We start from the raw sequence: 19,438 nt of genomic DNA, 5'->3' as shown, positions 1-19,438 counted from the left end.
TGAGTCACGCTCGGCTATCGACTCACCGGAGCCCCTCTCCATGGACTCCCCAAGCCGAGTAACGTTGTTGAACGAAGAAACTTGTCGGTCACCGGCGCCCGCAAGTCAACCGTACGAGCGAGAGATTCCCCGACGTGCCCCCGTACCTGCTAGGTCTGCGACTCGCCGGGCGACGCGTCGTCGTCGTCGGCGGCGGACGGGTCGCCCAGCGCCGCGTCCCGGCGCTGCTGGCGGCCGGCGCCGAGGTCGTGCTGGTGTCGCCCGAGGTGACCGCGTCCCTGGAGGCGCTGATCGACGACGGCCGGGTCGTCTGGCACCGCCGCCGCTACGCCCCCGGCGACTGCGCGGACGCCTGGCTCGTCCAGGCCGTCACCGACGACGCCGAGGTCAACGGCGCGGTCGTCGCCGAGGCCGAGGCCGCCCGGATCTGGTCCGTGCGCGCCGACGACGCCGAGTCGTCCCCCGCCTGGACGCCCGCGAGCGGCCGCGCCGGCGACGCGACGGTCGGGGTGCTGCTGGGCGGCGACCCGCGCCGCGCCGCCGGCATCCGCGACGCCGTCGTGGACGGCCTGCGCGACGGCGCCCTCGAAGCGCGGGAGTCCCGCACCAAGCCGGCGGGCGTGGCGCTCGTCGGCGGCGGCCCCGGCGACCCCGGGCTGATCACCGTCCGCGGGCGGCGGCTGCTCGCGATGGCCGACGTCGTCGTCACCGACCGGCTCGCCCCCGCCGAGCTGCTCGACGAACTGCCCGACGACGTCGAGGTCATCGACGCCGCGAAGATCCCCTACGGGCGCACCGTCACCCAGGAGCGCATCAACGACCACCTCGTCGAGCAGGCCAAGCGCGGGAAGTTCGTCGTCCGGCTCAAGGGCGGCGACCCGTTCGTGTTCGGCCGCGGCGGCGAGGAGGCGCTGCACTGCGCCCGCCACGGCGTCCCGGTGACGGTCGTCCCCGGGATCACCAGCGCCGTCGCCGTGCCGTCGGCCGCGGGCATCCCGGTCACCCACCGGGGCGTCGCGCAGGAGTTCCACGTGGTCTCCGCGCACGTCCCGCCGGACCACCCCGACTCCACGGTCGACTGGGCGGCGCTCGGCCGCGCCCACGGCACGCTCGTCCTGCTCATGGCGGTCGAGCGGATGCCCCTCATCGCCGAGACCCTCGTGCGCTATGGTCGAGCGTCCGACACGCCGGTCGCCGTGATCCAGGACGGCACCCGGCCCGCCCAGCGGACCGTCACGGCCACCCTCGCCACGGTCGCGGACGCGATGGCGGCCGCCGGCGTCCGGCCCCCGGCGATCGTCGTGGTGGGCGACGTGGTGGCCGTGGGACGCGAGATCGACATGATCCGAGCCGACGAACGAGCCGACATTCCAGCCGACATGGGACGGGATCCGTGACACCCCCCGCAGAGCAGAGCGCGGTTCACGACGAGGAGGCGGGCACCGGCCCGGGCACCGGCGAACGGGACCCCGCGGCGCCCGAGCCGCGGGCGGCGTCCGAGGGACGCGCCGTGCCCGCCGCCCGGGACGAGCCGGACGCCGCGTCCGGCGCCGCCCCCGAGCACGACGCGAGCAAGAAGGAGAAGGCCAGGGGAAGGCACGCGCGCAAGGACGACCTGGGTAAGGACGACTCGGGTAAGGACGACCTGCGCAAGGACGACCTGCGCAAGGACGACCTGCGCAAGGACGACCCGCGCGAGGACGACCCGGGTAAGGACGAACTGCGCGGAAACGGCGGGGACGGCGGCGACGGCGAGCAGGCCGTGCCCGAGGCCGCCACCGTGCCCGAGGCCGGTGTCGGGCCCGAGGCCGCCACCGCGCCCGAGGCCGGTGAGCGGGCCGCGCGGCGCGACCCGCGCGACGGCGCCGGGACCGTCCGGCAGGGCGAGCTGATCCAGGCGCTGACCGCGCTCCGCGAGCGGCTCGGCGCGTTCGAGTTCGTCCTCGACCTGCCCGGCGCCGCCGACGCCAAGGAACTCCGCGACGAGCTGCGCGCCCAGATCGAGGACTACGTCCTCCCGCGCATCCAGGCGGCCGGCACCCCGCTGCTGGTGGTCCTCGGCGGATCGACCGGCGCGGGCAAGTCGACGCTGGTCAACACGCTCGTCGGGTCCCGCGTCAGCGCCACCGGCGTGCTGCGCCCCACCACCAGCAGCCCGATCCTGGTCTGCCACCCCGACCACGCCGACTGGTTCCTGGAGGGGCCGCTGCTGCCCGGCATGGGACGCGTCCGCGGCCCCGCGCCGGACGCCATCGCCGGCGACCAGCTCGTCGTCATCGCCAGCGACGCGCTGCCGCCCGGCCTCGCCCTCCTCGACAGCCCCGACTTCGACTCCGTCTTCGAGGACCACTACGAGTTCGCCACGAAGCTGATGGCGGCCGCCGACCTGTGGCTGTGCGTCACCACCGCCGCCCGGTACGCCGACGCGATGGTGTGGCAGATGATCGAGCGCGCGAAGGAGAACGGCGCCACGGTCGGCGTCGTCCTGTCGCGCGTCCCGCAGGGCGCCGCGGGCGCGGGCGCCGCCGAGGTCGTGGAGCACTTCGGCGAGATGCTGGACGAGCACGGCCTCGGCGACGCGCGGAGGTTCACCGTCCCCGAGACCCGCATCGAGGAGAGCCGCCTGCCGGAGGAGGCCGTCGCCGACGTCCGCGCCTGGCTCACCGGCGTCGCCGCCGACACCTCCGGCCGCGAGATCGTCGTCGGCGACACCCTCGCCGCCGTCCTGGACAGCATCCGCGACCGCGTCTCCGAGATCGGCGAGCACGTCGAGGCGCAGGCCGGGCAGCGCGCCGAACTGGCCCGCGCCGTCGAGACCGGCTACGGCACCGCCCTCGCCGAACTCGACGAGGCCACCCGCGACGGCTCCCTCCTGCGCGGCGAGGCGCTCGCCCGCTGGCAGGACTTCGCAGGGACGGGCGACCTGCTGCGCTCCCTGCACGTCCAGCGCGCGCGCAAGGGGCGCGGCTCCAACCGGCGGCGCCGCAGCCCCACCCGTGTGCGCGCGCTCAAGGCCGCCCTGCGCAGCAGCCTCGAATCGACGATCCTCGCGTCCGCCGAACGCGGCGCCGAGCACGTCCTGGCGCTGTGGCGCGAGCATCCGGAGGGCGGCCCCGTCGTGTCCGGCCCCGCCGCCGAGATCGGCACCGTCTCCCCGGAACTCGCCCGCCGCGTCACCCGGGCCGTCAGTGCCTGGCAGGACCACGTCCAGGAACTCATCCGCACCGAAGGCGTCACCAAGCGCTCGGTCGCGAAGCTGGTCTCGTTCGACACCGAGGCGGTCTCGCTCGTCCTGACCGTCGGGCTGCTCGGCCACGGCGCCGGAGACGACGAGGGCGGCGCCGTCCCGCAGCGCCTGCTCAAGGCCCTGTTCGGCGCCGAGTCCCTCCGCGGGATGGGCGCCAAGGCCCGCGCCGACCTGCGCAGCCGCATCGGGATGCTGTTCGACGAGGAGGCGATCCGGTTCGGGCAGGTCCTCGACACCGTCGGCATCCCCGACGAGACCGTCCCCGTCCAGCTGTACCAGGCCACCTACAACCTCGAGGTTGCCCGATGACGACATCGGCCGTCCCCGCGAACCCGCCGGCGGGCTCCCCGGCCGGCACCGGCCCGATCCCCGTTTCGCCCGACGCCGAGGCCGCCGGGGCCGCCGGGTCCGCCGCCGCGCCCGCCCTCACCGACCGCCTCGACGGCCTCGACCGGCTCGTCCAGGCGGGCACCGGACGGCTCGACCGGCCCCTCCTCGACGAGGCGGGGGCCCTCCTCGACCGCGCCGGGCAGCGGCTCAAGCTGTCCGGGGAGCACACCGTCGTGACCCTCGCCGGCGGCACCGGCAGCGGCAAGTCGTCCCTGTTCAACGCCATCTGCGGCCTCGAACTGTCGCCCCCCGGCATGCGCCGCCCGATGACGTCCAAGGCGCACGCCTGCGTCTGGGGCCTCGACGGCGCCGGCCCGCTCCTCGACTGGCTCGACGTCGACAAGAAGCACCGCTTCGCCCGCGCCGGCGCCGCCGACCGCGCCGACGGCTCCCTCCAGGGGCTCGTCCTGCTCGACCTGCCCGACCACGACTCGATCCAGGCGATGCACCGCGCCGAGGTCGACCGGTTCGTCACCGTCGCCGACCTGCTCGTCTGGGTGGTCGACCCGCAGAAGTACGCCGACGCGTCCCTGCACCGCAACTACATCGTCCCGTTCGCCCGGCACACCGGCGTCACCCTCATCGTCCTCAACCAGGTCGACCGGCTCGGCCCCGCCGAGATCGACGACTGCGTCGCCGACCTGCGCCGCCTCCTCGAGGCCGAAGGGCTCGCCGACCCCCGCATCGTGACGTCGTCCGCCGTCGCCGAGGGCGGCGTGACGGGCTTCCGCGAGGTCCTCGTCGACACCGTCGCCGCCCGCCGCGCCCGCACCGAGCGGCTCGCCACCGACATCGACCGGATCGCCGAGCGCTTCGCCGAGCACCGCCTCGACGCCGAACCGCCGACCACGATCGACGACGGCCGCCGCGCCGAGCTCGTCCAGGCGTTCGGCGACGCCGCGGGCGCCCCCGCCGTCGCCGAGGCCATGGAGAGCGCCTACGAGCTGCGCGCCGCCGACTTCATCGACTGGCCCGTCACGACCCTGGTCACCCGCCTGCGCTCCGACCCGCTCCGCCGGATGCGCCTCACCGAGCTCCGCGAGGAGCTGCGCGGCGCCTTCACCGGCCCCGTCGGCGCCCAGCAGGGCGACGTGGACGTCGCGCTGCACGGCGTCGCCGAGGGCGTCGCCCCCGAACTGCCCGTGCACTGGGCCCGGTCCGTCCGGATGGCGGCCCGCTCCCGCGCCGCCGAGATCCCCGAAGCCCTCGGCGAATCCCTCCGCGCCGCCCTGCCGAGCTTCAACCAGGTGCCGCGCTGGTGGTGGCTGGTCAAGACCTGGCAGTACTTCCTCGCGCTCGTCGCGGCCCTCAGCGCCGTGTGGATCGCCGTCCTCGTCGGCTACGGCGCCATGGACGCCGACGCCCCCGGCCCCCTCGGCGACGCGGGCCTGATCCCCTACGTCGCCGTCCTGGCCCTGTGCACCCTCGGCATGGGCCGCCTCACCACCTCGGCCTGCCGCAACCTGGTGGCCCTCTCGTCCGCCAAGCACGGCGACAAGATGGAGGAGCACATGCGCGAGGGCATCGAGCGGGTCGCCCGGGAGAAGGTCATCGAGCCCGTCGAGGCCGACCTGCGCGCCTACGCCGACTTCCGCCGCGACGTGGACGTCGCCCTCGGCAAGGAGCCCGGGCGGGCGCCCGAAGGGGCGCCCGAGGGGGCGGGCCCGGCCGGGCCGCGCGCCGAGTAAGGGGTCGCCGCGCCCGGTTATCCACAGGCCGGCTTTTTTCTTCAAGGCGTCCCTCCGCCGCGTCATCGTGGGATCACGACGCGAACCCCGGAGGGCACCATGAACGAAGCGCACGTCACCGTCATCGGCTGGGCCGTCGCCGACCCCGCGTACGCGACCACGGCGGGCGGCGTCCCCTTCCTGTCACTGCGGATCGGCTGCACGCCCCGCCGCTACGACCGGGAGACCGGCGCGTGGGTCGATCAGGAGACCCAGTTCATGACCGCGATCTGCCGCCGCGCCCTCGCCGACAACGTCCAGGCGTCGGAGATCGGCCGCGGCACGCCCGTGGTCGTCACCGGCCGCCTGCGCGTCCGCCAGTACGAACGGGACGGCCAGTGGCGCACCACCGTCGACATCGAAGCGGCCACCCTGGGGCACGACCTCTCCCGGGGCACCGCCGAGTTCACCCCCATGCGAAGAGCGACCCTCACGGACCGGGAGCCCAGAGCCGCCTGACCACGGCCTACCCGCCCCAGCCGCCGAGCCCGCCTCGGGGGTGCGTGCCCTTGGGGTGCGTGTCTTGGGGGTGGGTGCCCTGGGGGTGCGTCCCTTGGAGGGTGCGTGCCCTGGGGGCGCGTGCCAAGGGGGTGCGTCCCGTAGAGGCGCGTCCCGTGAAGGCGCGTCCTGTGAAGGCGCGTCCTGTGAAGGCGCGTCAATGGGGGCGCACCCATGGGAGCGCGTCCCACAGAGGCGCGTCATGGAGGTGAGGCATAGAGGGGAGGCATACGGGAGGGGGTGCCGCGGAGTGGCCGGGGCGGTCGCGGTCCGTACGGGGCCGGCGTCCGTCGGGGCGTCCGACGGCCGTGGGCGACTCGGTGAGCGCGAGATGTCAGATCCAGGAGACGCCGCGCATGATCCTTCCCCTTCGGGTGGATGTGGGCCGCGCGTTCCGCGGGGACCGCCGGCGGGTGCCCGCGAAGGTCAGCCGCATGTGCCCTACCGAAGGTACCTGTTTCACGCCCGTTCCGCACACCTTGCAACTATCGTGTTACACAACGTGATGCGTGTAAGGGGGAAGGATGACGGCAGTGCAGTCGTCAGCCGAGGACCGCGGTGGGGAACTGGCCCGCAGGCCCCGGCGCCGGGCGATCACGGGACGTCCGTCCCTGCTCGTGGTGTACGTGCCCGCGGTCGTCGGCATCCATGTGGCGCTCCTCGCGATGGGGCTGGTCACCGCCTCCTGGCGCGCCGACGACCTGGTGACGTTCGGGGCGCTGGTGGCCTGCGGGGCGGTGTGCATCGAGGCGACGCGCCGGCTCGGGATCCCGGCCGGGGTCGCGCGGGACCTGCTGTCCGCCTGGTGGCTGCCGGTGGCGCTGCTCCTGCCGCCGGTGTACGCGCTGCTGATGCCCGTCCCGCTGCAGGCACTGCTGCAGTTCCGGGTGCGGCGGACGCTCGTGTACCGGCGGGTGCTGGTGGCGTCGGCGCACGGCCTGGCGGGGGCCTGCGCGTCGGTCGTCTTCCACCAGGTGGTGCCGCATCCGCTCGCGGGCGCGGAGTGGGTGGTGGAGGCGTGCCCGAAGGTGGCGGCGGCGGTCGGCTGCGCGGCGCTGTTCACCGTGGTGAACGCGGCCCTGGTCGGGATCGCGGCGCACGCGGCCAACCCGCAGGGGCGCTGGCGCGACGTCCTCTGGACGCGCGAAAGCCTCCTGCTGGACGTGGTGGAGCTGTGCGTCGGCATGCTGGTGGCGGTGACCTCGGCGCTGACGCCGTGGATGCTGCTGCTGGCGCTGCCCCCGGTGATGCTGCTGCAGCGCAGCCTGATGCACCAGCAGTTGCAGGCCGCCGCCCGGACCGACGCCAAGACCGGCCTGCTGAACGCCGCGGCCTGGCAGCGGGAAGCCGACACCGAACTGTCCCGCGCCCAGCGGACGCACTCGGGGCTGGCCCTGCTCCTGATCGACATCGACCATTTCAAACGGGTCAACGACACCCACGGCCACCTGGTCGGCGACCAGGTCCTGGTGGGCGTCGCGAGCACGCTGTGCCACCAGCTCCGCGACTACGACGTCGTGGGCCGGTTCGGCGGCGAGGAGTTCGTGGTCCTGCTGCCCGGCGCCGACACGGTCGAGGCGTGCCGCGTGGCCGAACGGCTGCGGGGCCGCATCAAGCGGCTCGCGGTGCCCGCGGAGGACGGCACGGTGACGGTCACCGTGTCGATCGGCGTCGCGCTCTTCGACACCCACGGGGACGATCTGATCGAGCTGCTCGCGACGGCGGACCTCGCGCTCTACCGCGCCAAGTCGTCCGGCCGCGACCGCGTCTGCCTCCCCGCCCTCGACGGCCCCCGGACCCCCGAGACCTGACCCGCCCCACCGGTCTCCCGCTTCCGCCCCGCCGACTCCGCGGGCTGCGGCCGGTGGGGCGGGCTCGCGCACGCCCCCGTGCCCGCGGAGACGGTGTGGTGGAGATGTCCGGCGAGTGAGACCAAGCGGTGCCGCGGACCCTCTAGGCTTGAATATATGGCCGAGTACATCTACACGATGCAGCGTGTGCGCAAGGCACATGGCGACAAGGTCGTCCTGGACGACGTCACCCTGCATTTCCTTCCCGGCGCCAAGATCGGCGTCTTGGGGCCGAACGGCACCGGTAAGTCGACCCTGCTGCGGATGATGGCCGGTCTGGAACAGCCGTCGAACGGCGACGCGCGCCTCATGCCGGGCTTCACGGTCGGGATGCTGCAGCAGGAGCCGCCGCTCAACGAGGAGAAGACCGTTCTGGAGAACGTCCAGGAGGGCGTCGCCGAGACGAAGGCGATGCTCGACCGGTTCAACCAGATCGCCGAGGAGATGGCGACGGACTACTCCGACGAGCTCATGACGGAGATGGGCAAGCTGCAGGAGCAGCTCGACCACCGCAACGCCTGGGACCTCGACAGCCAGCTCGAGCAGGCGATGGACGCGTTGCGCTGCCCGCCGCCGGACGCCGACGTGACGACGCTGTCGGGCGGTGAGCGTCGCCGGGTCGCGCTGTGCAAGCTCCTGCTGGAGGCCCCCGACCTGCTGCTGCTGGACGAGCCCACCAACCACCTGGACGCCGAGAGCGTGCAGTGGCTCGAGCAGTTCCTCGCGAAGTACGAGGGCACCGTCCTCGCCGTCACCCACGACCGGTACTTCCTGGACAACGTCGCGACCTGGATCCTGGAGCTCGACCGGGGCCGCTGCTACCCGTACGAGGGCAACTACTCCGTCTACCTGGAGAAGAAGCAGGAGCGGCTCAAGGTCGAGGGCAACAAGGACGCCAAGCGCAAGAAGCGGCTCCAGGAGGAGCTGGAGTGGGTCCGCTCGAACCCGAAGGCGCGGCAGACGAAGAGCAAGGCGCGTCTGGAGCGGTACGAGGAGATGGCCGCGGAGGCCGCCAAGACCCGCAAGCTGGACTTCGAGGAGATCCAGATCCCGCCGGGTCCGCGGCTGGGCAACACGGTGATCGTGGCCGACAAGCTGACCAAGGGCTTCGGCGACCGGATCCTCATGGACGAGCTGTCGTTCAACCTCCCGCCGAACGGCATCGTCGGCGTCATCGGTCCGAACGGCGTCGGCAAGACCACGCTGTTCCGGATGATCGTCGGTGAGGAGAAGCCGGACGGCGGCGACCTGCGGCTCGGCGAGACCGTCCAGGTCTCCTACGTCGACCAGGGGCGCGGCGGCATCGACCCGAAGAAGACCGTGTGGGAGGTCGTGTCCGACGGGCTCGACCACATCAACGTCGGCCAGGTCGAGATGCCGTCCCGCGCGTACGTCGCGGCGTTCGGCTTCAAGGGCCCCGACCAGCAGAAGCCGTCGGGCGTCCTGTCGGGCGGCGAGCGCAACCGGCTGAACCTGGCGCTGACGCTGAAGCAGGGCGGCAACGTCCTGCTGCTGGACGAGCCGACCAACGACCTCGACACCGAGACCCTGTCGAGCCTGGAGAACGCGCTGCTGGAGTTCCCCGGCTGCGCCGTGATCACCTCGCACGACCGGTGGTTCCTGGACCGCATCGCCACGCACATCCTGGCGTGGGAGGGCGGTTCGAGCTGGTTCTGGTTCGAGGGCAACTTCGCCGACTACGAGAAGAACAAGATCGAGCGGCTCGGCGCCGACGCCGCGCGGCCGCACCGCGTCACGCACCGCAAGCTGACGCGCGACTAGCGGATCCCCGAACGGTCGCCGCCGCGCGTGCGCGCGGCGGCGACCGTTTTTTGTCACGTCCCGCAGTACGGAGGCGCACCCGGCCGCCGGTAGCATCGGGCCGATCACATCAATTCCCCCAATGACCCCAGGCGAGGACATGACGGACAAGCCCGCGGCCGAGTACCGGCACGTCTACGAGTTCTACATCCGCTTCGGGGACATCGACTCCCAGGGGCACGTGAACAACGTCAAGTTCCTCGGGTACCTGGAAGACGCCCGCCTGGAGATGTTCCACGGCGACCCGGTGCGCAAGGGGGAGGAGCCCGTCCGCGGCATGGTGATCTCCCGGCACGAGATCGACTACCGGCTCCCGCTGCTGCCGACCGTCTACCCGATCCGGGTCGAGACGTGGGTGACCGAGGCCCGCGCGGCGTCGTTCAAGCTCGCCTACGAGGTCCGCGACGACGACAGCGTCTACGCCGCGGCCACGTCGACCCTCGTCGCGTTCGACGTCGAAGCCAACCGCCTGCGCCGGTTCACCCCCCACGAGCGCGAGTTCATCGGCCGCTACCTCGCCCCCGACGCCTGACCGACGACCCGGCCGGTCCGCGGACCGCCTGCCTGGCGTGTGCCGCTCCCGTTGATCTCCGGTGCGGCGTGGGGCGCGTGGGCGTCGGCGTCCGGTCGTTCCAGGGCGCGGCGGTGTCACGGGTGTCTTCTTTCCGCCCTTCCTAGGGAAAGTTCGATCGCCGTCCGCATGACACTGGGTGATCACGGATAAGTAACGAGCGGCGCAGGAATCCGTTTTTGCCCGGGTTTTCGCTCTAGTGTCGCGACGCAAATGTGGCGAACCCACGTGGAAAGGGACACAATGCGGCGCGTCTCACAAGGGGCGGTGGCGCTGCTGCTGGCGGCGGGGCTGGCCGGAACCGGCCTCACCTCCGCGCAGGCGGCGACCACGACGCAGGCCACGGCGCAGGCGGGCGACATCGCCGCCCGGCTCGACGCCGTCCCGGGCATGGAGGTGACGGAGAAGCCGTCGACGATCCCCGGGCAGCGGTGGTTCTGGCTCACCTACCGGCAGCCCGTCGACCACCGCAAGCCGTCGGGGCGGTGGTTCGAGCAGCGGATCATGCTCCAGCACGTCTCGACCGACCGGCCGACGGTCTTCTACACCAGCGGCTACCACACGCCCGAGACCATGTTCACGGCCGAGCCCACCGCGCTGGTGAACGGCAACCAGGTCTCGATGGAGTACCGGTACTTCAGCCCGTCGCGGCCCGAGCCGGCGGACTGGCGCAAGGACACGATCTGGCAGGCCGCGACCGACCAGCACCGCATCATCGAGGCCCTCGACCGGATCTACACCGGCAAGTGGATCACGACGGGCGCCAGCAAGGGCGGCATGACGGCCGTCTACCACAAGCGCTTCTACCCGGACGACGTGGACGGCAGCGTCGTGTACGTGGCGCCGAACGACGTGCGGAACCAGGACGACCGGGCCTACGACGCGTTCTTCGAGACGGTCGGGAGCCCGGAGTGCAACGCGCACGTGAAGGCGCTCGCCCGGGAGTTCCTCAAGCGGCGGCCGGCGATGCTCGAGCGGTTCGCGGCGGCCGCGAAGGAGAACGGCTGGACGTTCGAGATCCTGCGGACGCCCGACCGGGCGTTCGAGAACTCGGTGATGGACTTCGAGTGGGCGTTCTGGCAGTACAGCCTCGAGTCCGACTGCGCGGACCTGCCCGCGGCGACCGCGTCGGACGACGAGATCTACGCGGCGCTCGACGCCGTGTCGGGCCTGTCGTTCTACACCGACCAGGGGCTCGAGCCGTACGTCCCGTACTACTACCAGGCGGGCACGCAGCTGGGGTGGCCGAAGCCGGAGTTCCGGAACCTGCGGCCGCTGCTGCGGCACGAGTCGAGCTACCAGCCGCGGACGTACGTGCCGCGCGACATCCCGATGCGGTTCGACCACGGCCGCGCGATGCGGGACATCGACCGGTGGGTGCGGGGCAACGCCGAGCACATGCTGTTCGTGTACGGCGAGAACGACCCGTGGGGCGCCGAGCCGTTCCGGCTGGGCAAGGGCGCGCGTGACTCCGACGTGTACGTGGCGCCCGGGCAGAACCACAGCGCGCGGCTGATCGCCCGGCTGCCCGCGGAGCAGCGCGCGGACGCCGAGTCGGACGTGCGGCGCTGGGCGGGCGTCCAGGACGAGCCGCGCACGCTGCGGACCGGCCCTGCGGCCGACGACCCGCTGCAGACGCAGCGGCCGCGGCTGTAGCCGTCCGTCCCGCGGCGGGGCGCTCCGGCGTCCCGCCGCGGGGCCGGCCGGGCAGCCGCCCGCCGCAAGGTGCGGCCTACGCCGTCACGTGGGTGCGTTCACCAGGGAGTTGGCGGCCATCGTGAAGTAGTTCCAGAGCATCTGCTCCAGCTCGGGGGGCAGCTCCAGCTCGTCCACGGCGTCGCGCATGTGCCGCAGCCAGGCGTCGCGCTCCGCCTGCCCGATGACGAACGGGACGTGCCGCATCCGCAGCCGCGGGTGCCCGCGCCGCTCGCTGTAGGTGTTCGGGCCGCCCCAGTACTGGATCAGGAACAGCCGCAGCCGCTCCTCCGCGGGGCCGAGATCCTCCTCGGGGTAGAGGGCGCGCAGGTCCGGGTCCTCGGCCACGCCCTCGTAGAAGCGGCGGACCAGCCGGCGGAAGGTCTCCTCGCCGCCGACCGCCTCGTAGAAGGTCACCTTTTCCGTCATAGCGCGTCCCACCCTATGCGAGAGATCGCCTTTCCCGGCGCCGGTCCGGCACCGCGGTCACGGGGAGGCGGGGGTCGCGACGGCGACGCCCGCCTCGTCGAACGAGCGCTTGACGCGTTCCCGCAGCTCGCGGGCGACGTCGCCCTGCCGTCCGGGGGCGGTCTTGAGGACGACGCGGATGACGACGGCGTCCCCGGCGAGGGCCTGCACGCCCCAGACCGACGGCTCCTCCAGGACGAGGTCGCACCACGACGCGTCCGCCGCCAGCTCGTCCGCGGCGCCCTTCAGCAGCGCCTTCACCTTGTCGGTGTCCTCGTGGACGTCGACCGGGACGTCCAGGACGGCGCGGCCCCAGTTCTGCGACTCGTTGCCGACCTTCTTGATCTCGCCGTTCGGGACGTACCAGACGACGCCGTTGACGTCGCGCATCCGGGTGACCCGCAGCGTGACCGCCTCGACCGTCCCCTTGGCGGTGCCGACGTCGATGACGTCGCCGACGCCGTACTGGTCCTCGAGCAGCATGAACAGCCCGGCGAGGAGGTCCTTGACGATGTTCTGCGCGCCGAACCCGACGGCGACGCCGATGACGCTCGCGCTCGCCAGCACGGGCGTCAGGTCGAGCCCGAGCGAGCCGAGGATGCTGAACGCGGCCGTCCCGATGATGACGACGGACGCGATGGAGCGCAGCACCGACCCGAGCGTCTGCGCGCGCTGGGAGCGGCGCCGGTTGAGCAGGACCGGGCTGCCGGCGAACGCGGACCGCGACCGCTCCCGGGCGCGCTCCGTCATCGTGCCCTCCGCCATCCGGAGGGTCACCCGGGTGATCGCCCGGTGGGCGAGGTTCCGCAGGACGAGCGCGGCGGCGAACGTCACGACGACCCAGAACAGGGTGGTGAGCGGGCCGTCGAGCCAGGTCGCGTAGAAGCGGGTGAAGTCGGGGTTGTGGGAGACGTTCCAGACGATCCGGCACGCGGCGGACGGCGACCGGTCGCCGCACGCCGTCTCGGGGGACCCGGCCTGCGCCCAGGGAGGCGCGGCGGACGCGATCGAGGCGAGCGGCATGACGAACCCTCCCCGGCCAGTGTGGGTGTCGTGACACCTCGCCGTGGACGCGCGGCGGGCTCGATCTTGATCGTAGGGGACGGTCACGATCGGATCGCGCGCCGCGCCCGAAGTGTCACGGCAGGGGAAGCATCACGTCCTGGCCGGGGAGGGCCGGCTCGGCGAACGCGCCCCGCGTTCCGCGGCCACCGCGCCGTTCCGGCCGCGGCCCGCGGGGCGCGCCCGGTCTCAGCAGCGGCTCGGCGGCCGCTCTCCCGCGGGCACCGGCGCGCGGCGCTCGCACGCCGCCGGCTCCCGGTGCTCGCGGACGTCGGGGTGCTCGCGGACCGGCTCCCGGCCGGGCCCGCGGGCGTCGAGTGCGCGGTCGAGGGAGGTGTCGACGGGGAGGTCGCAGGCGGGGGCCAGCGGCTGCAGGACGTGCGCGAGTTTGCGCGCGGCGGCGTCCGGGTCGCCCACGCGGACCATCCGCTCGCCCCACGACCACCAGTAGTAGTGGTCGCGGCCGTCGGGGACCGGCGCGCAGGTGACGTCCTCGGCGAGGCTCGCGGCCGCCGGGTTCACCACCCGCAGGAACGCCGGCCCGGAGCGGGTCCGGACCACGCGCGCGACGAGTCCGCGCGTGCCGAGCTCGCGCTCCAGCTCCTGCAGGTAGCCGACGCGTTCGTCGCTGCCCACCTTCGCACCCCTTCCTCCATCGCGGCGCCGCGGGGGTTCCCGCGCCGCGCCCCGGCCGCGCCCGTCGATGATCGACTCAGCGGATCCGGTCCGTTACTCCCGGCGAGAATTGCAATTCTCACACTGCCGGGTCAAGGGCCCGCGCGCACGCCGAAGTACAGAGGTTTCACCCGGTGGGAGAAGCTTCCCCTCCCTCGGAGGAAGAATCTCTACCCTGGGTGGCGAGGATCACCCCGAAGCCCTTCCTCTCGACGGGAAAAGCTTGGCCGGCCTTGCCCCCGGGGTTACGCTGCGTGCGCGAGAGATTATCTCTCGTGGCCAATTGGTAACCGGTCGCTGTGGCAGGGACGATCACCTCTCCCCGGGGTGACGACGAACGTGTCGGCAGGACGGTGAGGAGGCCGGAGGCGATGTCGGAACCCCCCCGGAAAGAGACGGACGTCGCGCGCCGGATCCGCGCGCACGGGCTCGCCCGCGGGCGCGGCCCCGCGCAGATCGCACGCGAGATCCACGAACAGTGCGCCCCGCTGTTCGGCACGAGCCGGATCAAGTCGCACCGGCTCTCCCACGGCGTCGCGCTCTCCGACATCGTCGCCCAGGTCAAAGCGCTGTACGAGATCGACGGCAAGCCGCTGCCCCGGCTGGGGGAGACGCTGCTGTCGGCCTACGAGAGCGGCTACAAACGACCCGGCCCCGAGTACCTCCACTACCTCTGCGCCGTCTACCGGGTGGAGCCCCACGAGCTGGACTACCAGGGTCCCTGCATCTGCGGCCGCGGCCACGCGGCCCGTGCCGGCGCCGCCGCCGCGGCGCCCCCGCCGCGCGCGCCCGAGCGGCCCGCGGCGGTCCGGGAACCCGACGGACGTCCGCTCGTCGGGGCGATCGTGCCCCGGGCCGGGGACGGTCCCCGGCCCGCCGCCAACGACCTCCGGGGCCCCGACCGCGCCGACGGCCCCCTGACCATTGATGTGGGAGAGGAGGACATCGTGCTCCGCAGAACCCTTCTGCAGTTGCTGGCCGGAGCGGGCGTCACGCTCGACGGCCAGATCCTCGGGACGGTCGACAGCCTGCGACGCAAGATGGACGACACCCTCGTCGGCGCGACCGTTTCGCCGACCATGCTCGACCAGTGGGAGGAGACCACCTACGGCTACGGCCGCCAGTACCAGGCGACGCCGTCCCTGCGGATGCTGTGCGACGTGCTGCTGGACTTCAGCGAGGTGCGGCGCATGTGCGACCAGCGGCAGCCCGTGGAGCTCCAGGAACGGCTGTGCCGGATCGCGGCGCAGCTGTCCGGGCTGTCCGGGCTGATCATGATCAACCTGGGCGACCACCGGCTGGCCCGCTCGTTCTTCCGGACGGCGCGGACCGCCGCCGACGAGACCGGCGACCGGCAGCTCCGCGCCTGGGTGACGGTCCGGGAGTCGCTCGTCCCGATGTACTACGGCGACCCCCGCGAGGCCCTGCACCTCGCGCGCAAGGCGCAGGACCTCGCCGGCCGCACCCCGGGGGTGGCCGCCGCGATGGCGCCCGCCGTGGAGGCCCGCGCGCTGGGCATGCTGGCGATGCGCGGCCGGGGCGACGCCGCGCCGAGCGCCCGCCGCGCCCTGGTGCGCGGACGCTCGGTGTTCGACCAGCTGTCCAAGTCCGACACCGGCGACCTGGTGTTCGGCTTCACCGACCGGCAGATGGCGTTCTACGAGGGCGACACCTTCACCAGCCTCGGCGACCACAAGAGCGGCGACGAGGTGCTCAGCCACGCCCTCACCCTGTACGAGCCCACCGACCGCGTCGACCGGACGCTCGTCCGCCTCGACCGCGCCACCTGCAGGCTGCACGCGGGCGAGCCGGAGGCGGCCCTCGCCGCCGGGCAGGAAGCCATCCTCGACCTGCCCGCCGACCACCGGTCCGACATCCTCGTGCACCGCGCGCGGCAGATCGGCGCGGCCGTCGCCGCCAAGCACGGCTCCGACGCCCCCGGGCTGCAGGACTTCTACGAGGCGCTGTCCGGCCCGTGGGTGACGAGCCCCGCGCAGGAGACCCCGTCCGTCCCGCCGGCCGAACAGGTCTGACGCCGGCATGACGACCTCGGAAGACGCCCCCTGGCAGGGCGCCCGCACCCTCGTCCGCCTCGCGGACGAGCCCCCCGAATGGCGGTTCGGCGAACTGCGCCTGCGCCGCTACCGCGCCGCCGACCACGGCGTCGTCCTCGCGCTGCACCGCGAAGGGCTCGCCCAGGTCGGGCTGCGCCCCGGCGACGGCGTGTACTACGACCACGACTTCTTCCGGATGGAGGACATCTACCTCCGCAACGACGGCGAGTTCCTCGTCGGCGAGGCCGGCGGCGGCATCGTCGCCATGGGCGGCCTGCGCCGCGCCGACCTCGTCCCCGGCGGGCACGCGCGTGCCTTCGGCGGCTTCTCGCTCGGCGGCGCCGGCCTCGACGCCGTGGAGATGGTGCGGCTGCGGGTGCTGCCCGCGGTGCAGCGCCGCGGCTACGGCGCCGCCGTCGTCACCGCCCTCGAGCAGCGCGCCGCCGAACTCGGCTACCGGGTCCTGCGCGCCGACACGACCGAACTCCAGGAACCCGCGCTCGCCCTCTACCGCCGCTTCGGCTGGACGGAGAAGCGCCGCGAGATGATCGGCGGCATCGTCAACATCTACATCGAGAAACCGCTGCGCTGAGCGGACGGGTCGCCGTCGTAGACGAGCAGGCCGTCGCCGCGCAGCCGCGCGCCCGGCGTGGGCGGATGCTCGGTGAGGCGCCCGTCGTGCGCGAGATGCAGGACGGGACGGCCGCGCGCCAGGACCGCGAAGTCGGCGATGAGGCGCCGGTGGCACCGCCACCACACCGACTCGCCGCACATGACGGCCGTCCGGTCCCGCTCCGCCTCGCGCAGCAGGCCGTCCATGGCGGCGAGGAAGTCCGGGTCGCGGGTGTGCCCGGCGTAGCCGCGGAAGGAGGCGTTGCGCCAGAACGTGTCGGGGGAGTCGGGCGCGGCCCGGCGGAAGCCGCCGAGCCGCTTCTCCCAGCGGTACCGGACGCCCGCGTCCGGGAGCCACGCGGACAGCGCGTCGCGCCGCACGTCCGGGTTGCGGCGGCTGCCCGGCGCCGTCCGCACGTCCACGACGGCGCGCACGCCCGCGCCGTCCAGGAGCCGGGCCAGCTCGTCGCGCCCGGCCGTCCCGTGCCCGAACGTCAGGAGGGGTGGTGCCGCCATCACCGGCCGTTTACCCGGTGAGGGCGGCTCCTACCGCCCGAGATCGAGTCCGGTCTGGGCCGCCATGAACGACAGGGTGTCGGTCGTCAGGTCCACCGAGCGGGACACCGACCGGGCGGAGTGCCCGACCTCCGACTCGTTCCGCAGCAGGATCGGGGCGTCGGACGCGGTCGCGTGCTGCAGGGCCGCGCACAGCTTGCGGGCGTGCAGCGGGTCGACGCGGGTGTCGCTGCCGAACGTCGTGAACAGCGTCGCCGGGTAGGCGGTGCCCGGACGGACGCGGTGGTACGGCGAGTAGCCGATCAGCCAGCCGAACTCCTCCGGGTCGTCCGCCGTCCCGTACTCGTCGTTCCACGTCTGGCCGAGGCCGAACCGCTCGTACCGCACCATGTCGAGGAGGGGCGCCGAGCACACGACGGCGCGGTAGAGGTCCGGACGCTGCGTGAGCGCGGCCCCGACGAGCAGGCCGCCGTTCGACCCGCCGGAGATCGCCAGCCGGTCGCTCGCGGTGAGCCCGTCGGCGATGAGCTTCTCGGCGGCGGCGTGGAAGTCGTCGAAGACGTTCTGCTTGTGCTCCCGCATGCCCGCGCGGTGCCACTCCTCGCCCTCCTCGGAGCCGCCGCGCAGGTTCGCGATCGCGTAGACGCCGCCCGCCTCCACCCAGGCCAGGATGCTCGCCGAGTACGCCGGGGTGAGCGAGATGTTGAACCCGCCGTACCCGTACAGGATCGCCGGGCGCGGCCCCGGCGCGTCCGGGCCCGACCCGGGCCCCGACATGACGAGCATCCGTACGTCCGTGCCGTCCCGCGACGTGTAGACGACCTGGCGGGTCTCGATCTCCGGCACCTCGACGCGGCCGGGCGCGCTCGCCCACGTGGTCGTCTCGCCGGTGCGCGCGTCGTAGCGCAGGACGGAGGAGGGGGTGACGTTGTCGGTGTAGCCGAACCACGCCTCGTGCCCGCCCTCGGGCCGCTCGACGATCCCGCCGATCGAGCCGAGGCCCGGCACGGGCACCTCCCCGAGCCGCTCCCCGGTCTCCAGGTCGTGCACGGTGATCTCGCTGATCGCGTGCCGCGTCCAGCCGACGAGGAGCCGGGGGCGCTCCAGCCCGTCGAGGATCGCGAAGTCGCTCAGGACGGCCTCGGGGTCCTCGGGGACCAGGTCCGTCCACGTGTCGGGCGACGGGTCCGCCGGGTCGGCGACGCACAGCCGCCCGCGCGGCGCGTCCCGGTCCGTGAAGACGTACGCGCGCCCGTCCCGCCCGACGTGCAGGCCCGTCTCGGCGTCCACGCCCTCCTGGACGGCGCGCAGCTCGGGCCGCTCGGGCGCGGACGCGGACAGGTCGGCGATCCACAGGTCGTTGCGGGGCGCGGTGCCCTGCGAGGACGAGATCGTGAGCCAGCGGCCGTCGCGGCTGACGCCGACGCCGTAGTAGTTCGTCTTGTCGCGGCCCTCACCGAAGATCAGGACGTCGTCGGTGTCGGGCTCCGTGCCGACGCGGTGCAGGTAGACACGCCGGTGGTACTGCTCCTCGCCCTCGGGGACGTCCCGGGCGTGCAGCCGCCGCGTGTAGTAGTACGCCTCGCCGCCGGGCAGCCACGCGACGGCCGAGTAGCGGGCGCGGTCGATCGGCCCCTCGATCGTCTCGCCGGTCGCGACGTCCATCACGTACAGCAGCGACTCCTCGTCGCCGCCGTGGGAGATCTTGTAGGCGAGGCGGCGGCCCTCCTTGTCGGGCTGCCAGCCGTCGAGGGTGGTGGTGCCGTCCGGGTCGAGCGCGATCGGGTCGACGAGGACCCGCTCGGCGCCGTCCGGGTCCACCGTGTAGAGGACGGGGTGCTCCTGGTCGGCGGTGCGCCGGGTGAAGAACCGCCGGTCGCCGCGCCAGACCGGGGCGCCGACGCTGCCGGCGCCGAGCAGCTCGCGCAGCCGCCGCCGCAGCCGGTCCCGCCCGGGGAGGTCGTCGACGACCTTGCGGAACAGGGCGTCCTGGGCGGCGAGCCAGTCGCGGGTGTCGCCGGAGTCGGCGTCCTCCAGCCAGCGGTACGGGTCCGCGACCCGGTGTCCGTGGATCTCCTCGACGATGTCCTGGCGCTGCGCGGGCGGATAGGGCGTCATGGAAGGCACTTTATTGGCCGCGGGAGACCGCTCGCCCCGCGCCGCTCCGGTCGGACGAAGTGGGCTTTTGCGTTCGATCTGACCCACTGATGGGAATTATTGGGGTAGCCGAACGGGCCTCCCACAGGCCACAC

14 protein-coding genes and 1 pseudogene are annotated in these 19,438 nt (G+C 73.3%); 10 read left to right on the top strand and 5 right to left on the bottom strand.

The window, feature by feature from the left end:
• Positions 1-134: 134 nt before the first annotated feature.
• The 8 genes from cobA (at position 135) to H505_RS0127765 (ending at position 11,760) form a co-directional block, all read left to right on the top strand.
• Positions 135-1,397 carry a uroporphyrinogen-III C-methyltransferase gene (gene cobA / locus H505_RS0127800; RefSeq protein ID WP_026404599.1) on the top strand — a complete coding sequence of 421 codons (1,263 nt, stop codon included), beginning with the start codon at positions 135-137 and terminating at the stop codon, positions 1,395-1,397.
• The gene (locus tag H505_RS44715; RefSeq protein ID WP_245592646.1) at positions 1,394-3,556 is read left to right on the top strand and encodes an AAA family ATPase; all 2,163 of its coding nucleotides are present in this window, start codon (positions 1,394-1,396) and stop codon (positions 3,554-3,556) included. The genes cobA and H505_RS44715 overlap by 4 nt, the downstream gene beginning before the upstream one ends.
• Positions 3,553-5,325, top strand: coding sequence for a P-loop NTPase family protein (locus tag H505_RS44710; protein ID WP_245592645.1), 1,773 nt, complete (start codon positions 3,553-3,555; stop codon positions 5,323-5,325). Before H505_RS44715 ends, H505_RS44710 begins: the two co-directional genes overlap by 4 nt.
• Before the next feature lie 99 nt (positions 5,326-5,424).
• Positions 5,425-5,823 (top strand): single-stranded DNA-binding protein, encoded by a 399-nt coding sequence (locus H505_RS44705; RefSeq protein WP_051301239.1) that lies wholly within the window; start codon positions 5,425-5,427, stop codon positions 5,821-5,823.
• A 563-nt stretch (positions 5,824-6,386) separates the two neighbouring features.
• Positions 6,387-7,673 (top strand): GGDEF domain-containing protein, encoded by a 1,287-nt coding sequence (locus H505_RS0127780; protein ID WP_026404598.1) that lies wholly within the window; start codon positions 6,387-6,389, stop codon positions 7,671-7,673.
• Positions 7,674-7,829: 156 nt separating this feature from the next.
• Entirely contained in the window at positions 7,830-9,494 is a 1,665-nt protein-coding gene (gene ettA / locus H505_RS0127775) for an energy-dependent translational throttle protein EttA (protein WP_026404597.1), read from the top strand.
• Positions 9,495-9,633: 139 nt separating this feature from the next.
• A complete protein-coding gene (locus tag H505_RS0127770; RefSeq protein ID WP_026404596.1) occupies positions 9,634-10,065 on the top strand; it encodes an acyl-CoA thioesterase in 432 nt (143 codons plus the stop codon).
• Between the two features lie 306 nt (positions 10,066-10,371).
• Positions 10,372-11,760: a S28 family serine protease gene (locus tag H505_RS0127765; RefSeq protein ID WP_245592644.1), complete on the top strand. Its 1,389-nt coding sequence runs from the start codon at positions 10,372-10,374 to the stop codon at positions 11,758-11,760.
• Positions 11,761-11,850: 90 nt separating this feature from the next.
• On the opposite strand, the pseudogene H505_RS0127760 reads toward H505_RS0127765, so the two are convergent.
• From H505_RS0127760 to H505_RS52015, 3 genes and pseudogenes are all read right to left on the bottom strand, one after another.
• A pseudogene (locus tag H505_RS0127760) lies at positions 11,851-12,216 on the bottom strand (globin); the annotation flags it as partial.
• A gap of 69 nt (positions 12,217-12,285) precedes the next feature.
• Positions 12,286-13,290 (bottom strand): mechanosensitive ion channel family protein, encoded by a 1,005-nt coding sequence (locus H505_RS0127755; protein ID WP_026404593.1) that lies wholly within the window; start codon positions 13,288-13,290, stop codon positions 12,286-12,288.
• Between the two features lie 228 nt (positions 13,291-13,518).
• On the bottom strand, positions 13,519-13,965 hold the full coding sequence (locus H505_RS52015; protein ID WP_245592643.1) for a hypothetical protein: 447 nt from the start codon (positions 13,963-13,965) through the stop codon (positions 13,519-13,521).
• Positions 13,966-14,375: 410 nt separating this feature from the next.
• On the opposite strand from H505_RS52015, the gene H505_RS0127745 reads away from it, so the two are divergent.
• Together H505_RS0127745 and H505_RS0127740 are read left to right on the top strand one after the other, a co-directional pair.
• Complete coding sequence (locus tag H505_RS0127745) at positions 14,376-16,037, top strand: NsdA family TPR-like regulatory protein (RefSeq protein ID WP_026404592.1); 1,662 nt, start codon at positions 14,376-14,378, stop codon at positions 16,035-16,037.
• A gap of 7 nt (positions 16,038-16,044) precedes the next feature.
• Positions 16,045-16,650, top strand: a complete 606-nt coding sequence (locus H505_RS0127740; protein ID WP_026404591.1) for a GNAT family N-acetyltransferase — start codon at positions 16,045-16,047, stop codon at positions 16,648-16,650.
• On the opposite strand, the gene H505_RS0127735 is transcribed toward H505_RS0127740, so the two are convergent.
• Both H505_RS0127735 and H505_RS0127730 read right to left on the bottom strand, forming a co-directional pair.
• Positions 16,626-17,186 (bottom strand): DUF488 domain-containing protein, encoded by a 561-nt coding sequence (locus H505_RS0127735; protein WP_026404590.1) that lies wholly within the window; start codon positions 17,184-17,186, stop codon positions 16,626-16,628. The genes H505_RS0127740 and H505_RS0127735 overlap by 25 nt on opposite strands.
• 30 nt (positions 17,187-17,216) lie before the next feature.
• Entirely contained in the window at positions 17,217-19,304 is a 2,088-nt protein-coding gene (locus tag H505_RS0127730; protein ID WP_034520123.1) for a prolyl oligopeptidase family serine peptidase, read from the bottom strand.
• Between the last annotated feature and the right edge of the window lie 134 nt (positions 19,305-19,438).

Source organism: Actinomadura rifamycini DSM 43936 (assembly GCF_000425065.1).
In the GTDB taxonomy this organism is placed as follows: Bacteria; Actinomycetota; Actinomycetes; order Streptosporangiales; family Streptosporangiaceae; genus Spirillospora; species Spirillospora rifamycini.
This window is presented reverse-complemented; position numbering and strand designations above follow the sequence as displayed.

Bases quoted from the DNA above. Each gene is read 5' to 3' on its own strand.
- H505_RS0127735 (WP_026404590.1), bottom strand. From the start codon at position 17,186: ATGGCGGCACCACCCCTCCTGACGTTCGGGCACGGGACGGCCGGGCGC.
- H505_RS0127770 (WP_026404596.1), top strand. From the start codon at position 9,634: ATGACGGACAAGCCCGCGGCCGAGTACCGGCACGTCTACGAGTTCTAC.
- H505_RS0127755 (WP_026404593.1), bottom strand. From the start codon at position 13,290: ATGCCGCTCGCCTCGATCGCGTCCGCCGCGCCTCCCTGGGCGCAGGCC.
- ettA (WP_026404597.1), top strand. From the start codon at position 7,830: ATGGCCGAGTACATCTACACGATGCAGCGTGTGCGCAAGGCACATGGC.
- H505_RS0127780 (WP_026404598.1), top strand. From the start codon at position 6,387: ATGACGGCAGTGCAGTCGTCAGCCGAGGACCGCGGTGGGGAACTGGCC.
- H505_RS0127730 (WP_034520123.1), bottom strand. From the start codon at position 19,304: ATGACGCCCTATCCGCCCGCGCAGCGCCAGGACATCGTCGAGGAGATC.
- H505_RS44705 (WP_051301239.1), top strand. From the start codon at position 5,425: ATGAACGAAGCGCACGTCACCGTCATCGGCTGGGCCGTCGCCGACCCC.
- H505_RS0127740 (WP_026404591.1), top strand. From the start codon at position 16,045: ATGACGACCTCGGAAGACGCCCCCTGGCAGGGCGCCCGCACCCTCGTC.
- H505_RS0127745 (WP_026404592.1), top strand. From the start codon at position 14,376: ATGTCGGAACCCCCCCGGAAAGAGACGGACGTCGCGCGCCGGATCCGC.
- H505_RS44710 (WP_245592645.1), top strand. From the start codon at position 3,553: ATGACGACATCGGCCGTCCCCGCGAACCCGCCGGCGGGCTCCCCGGCC.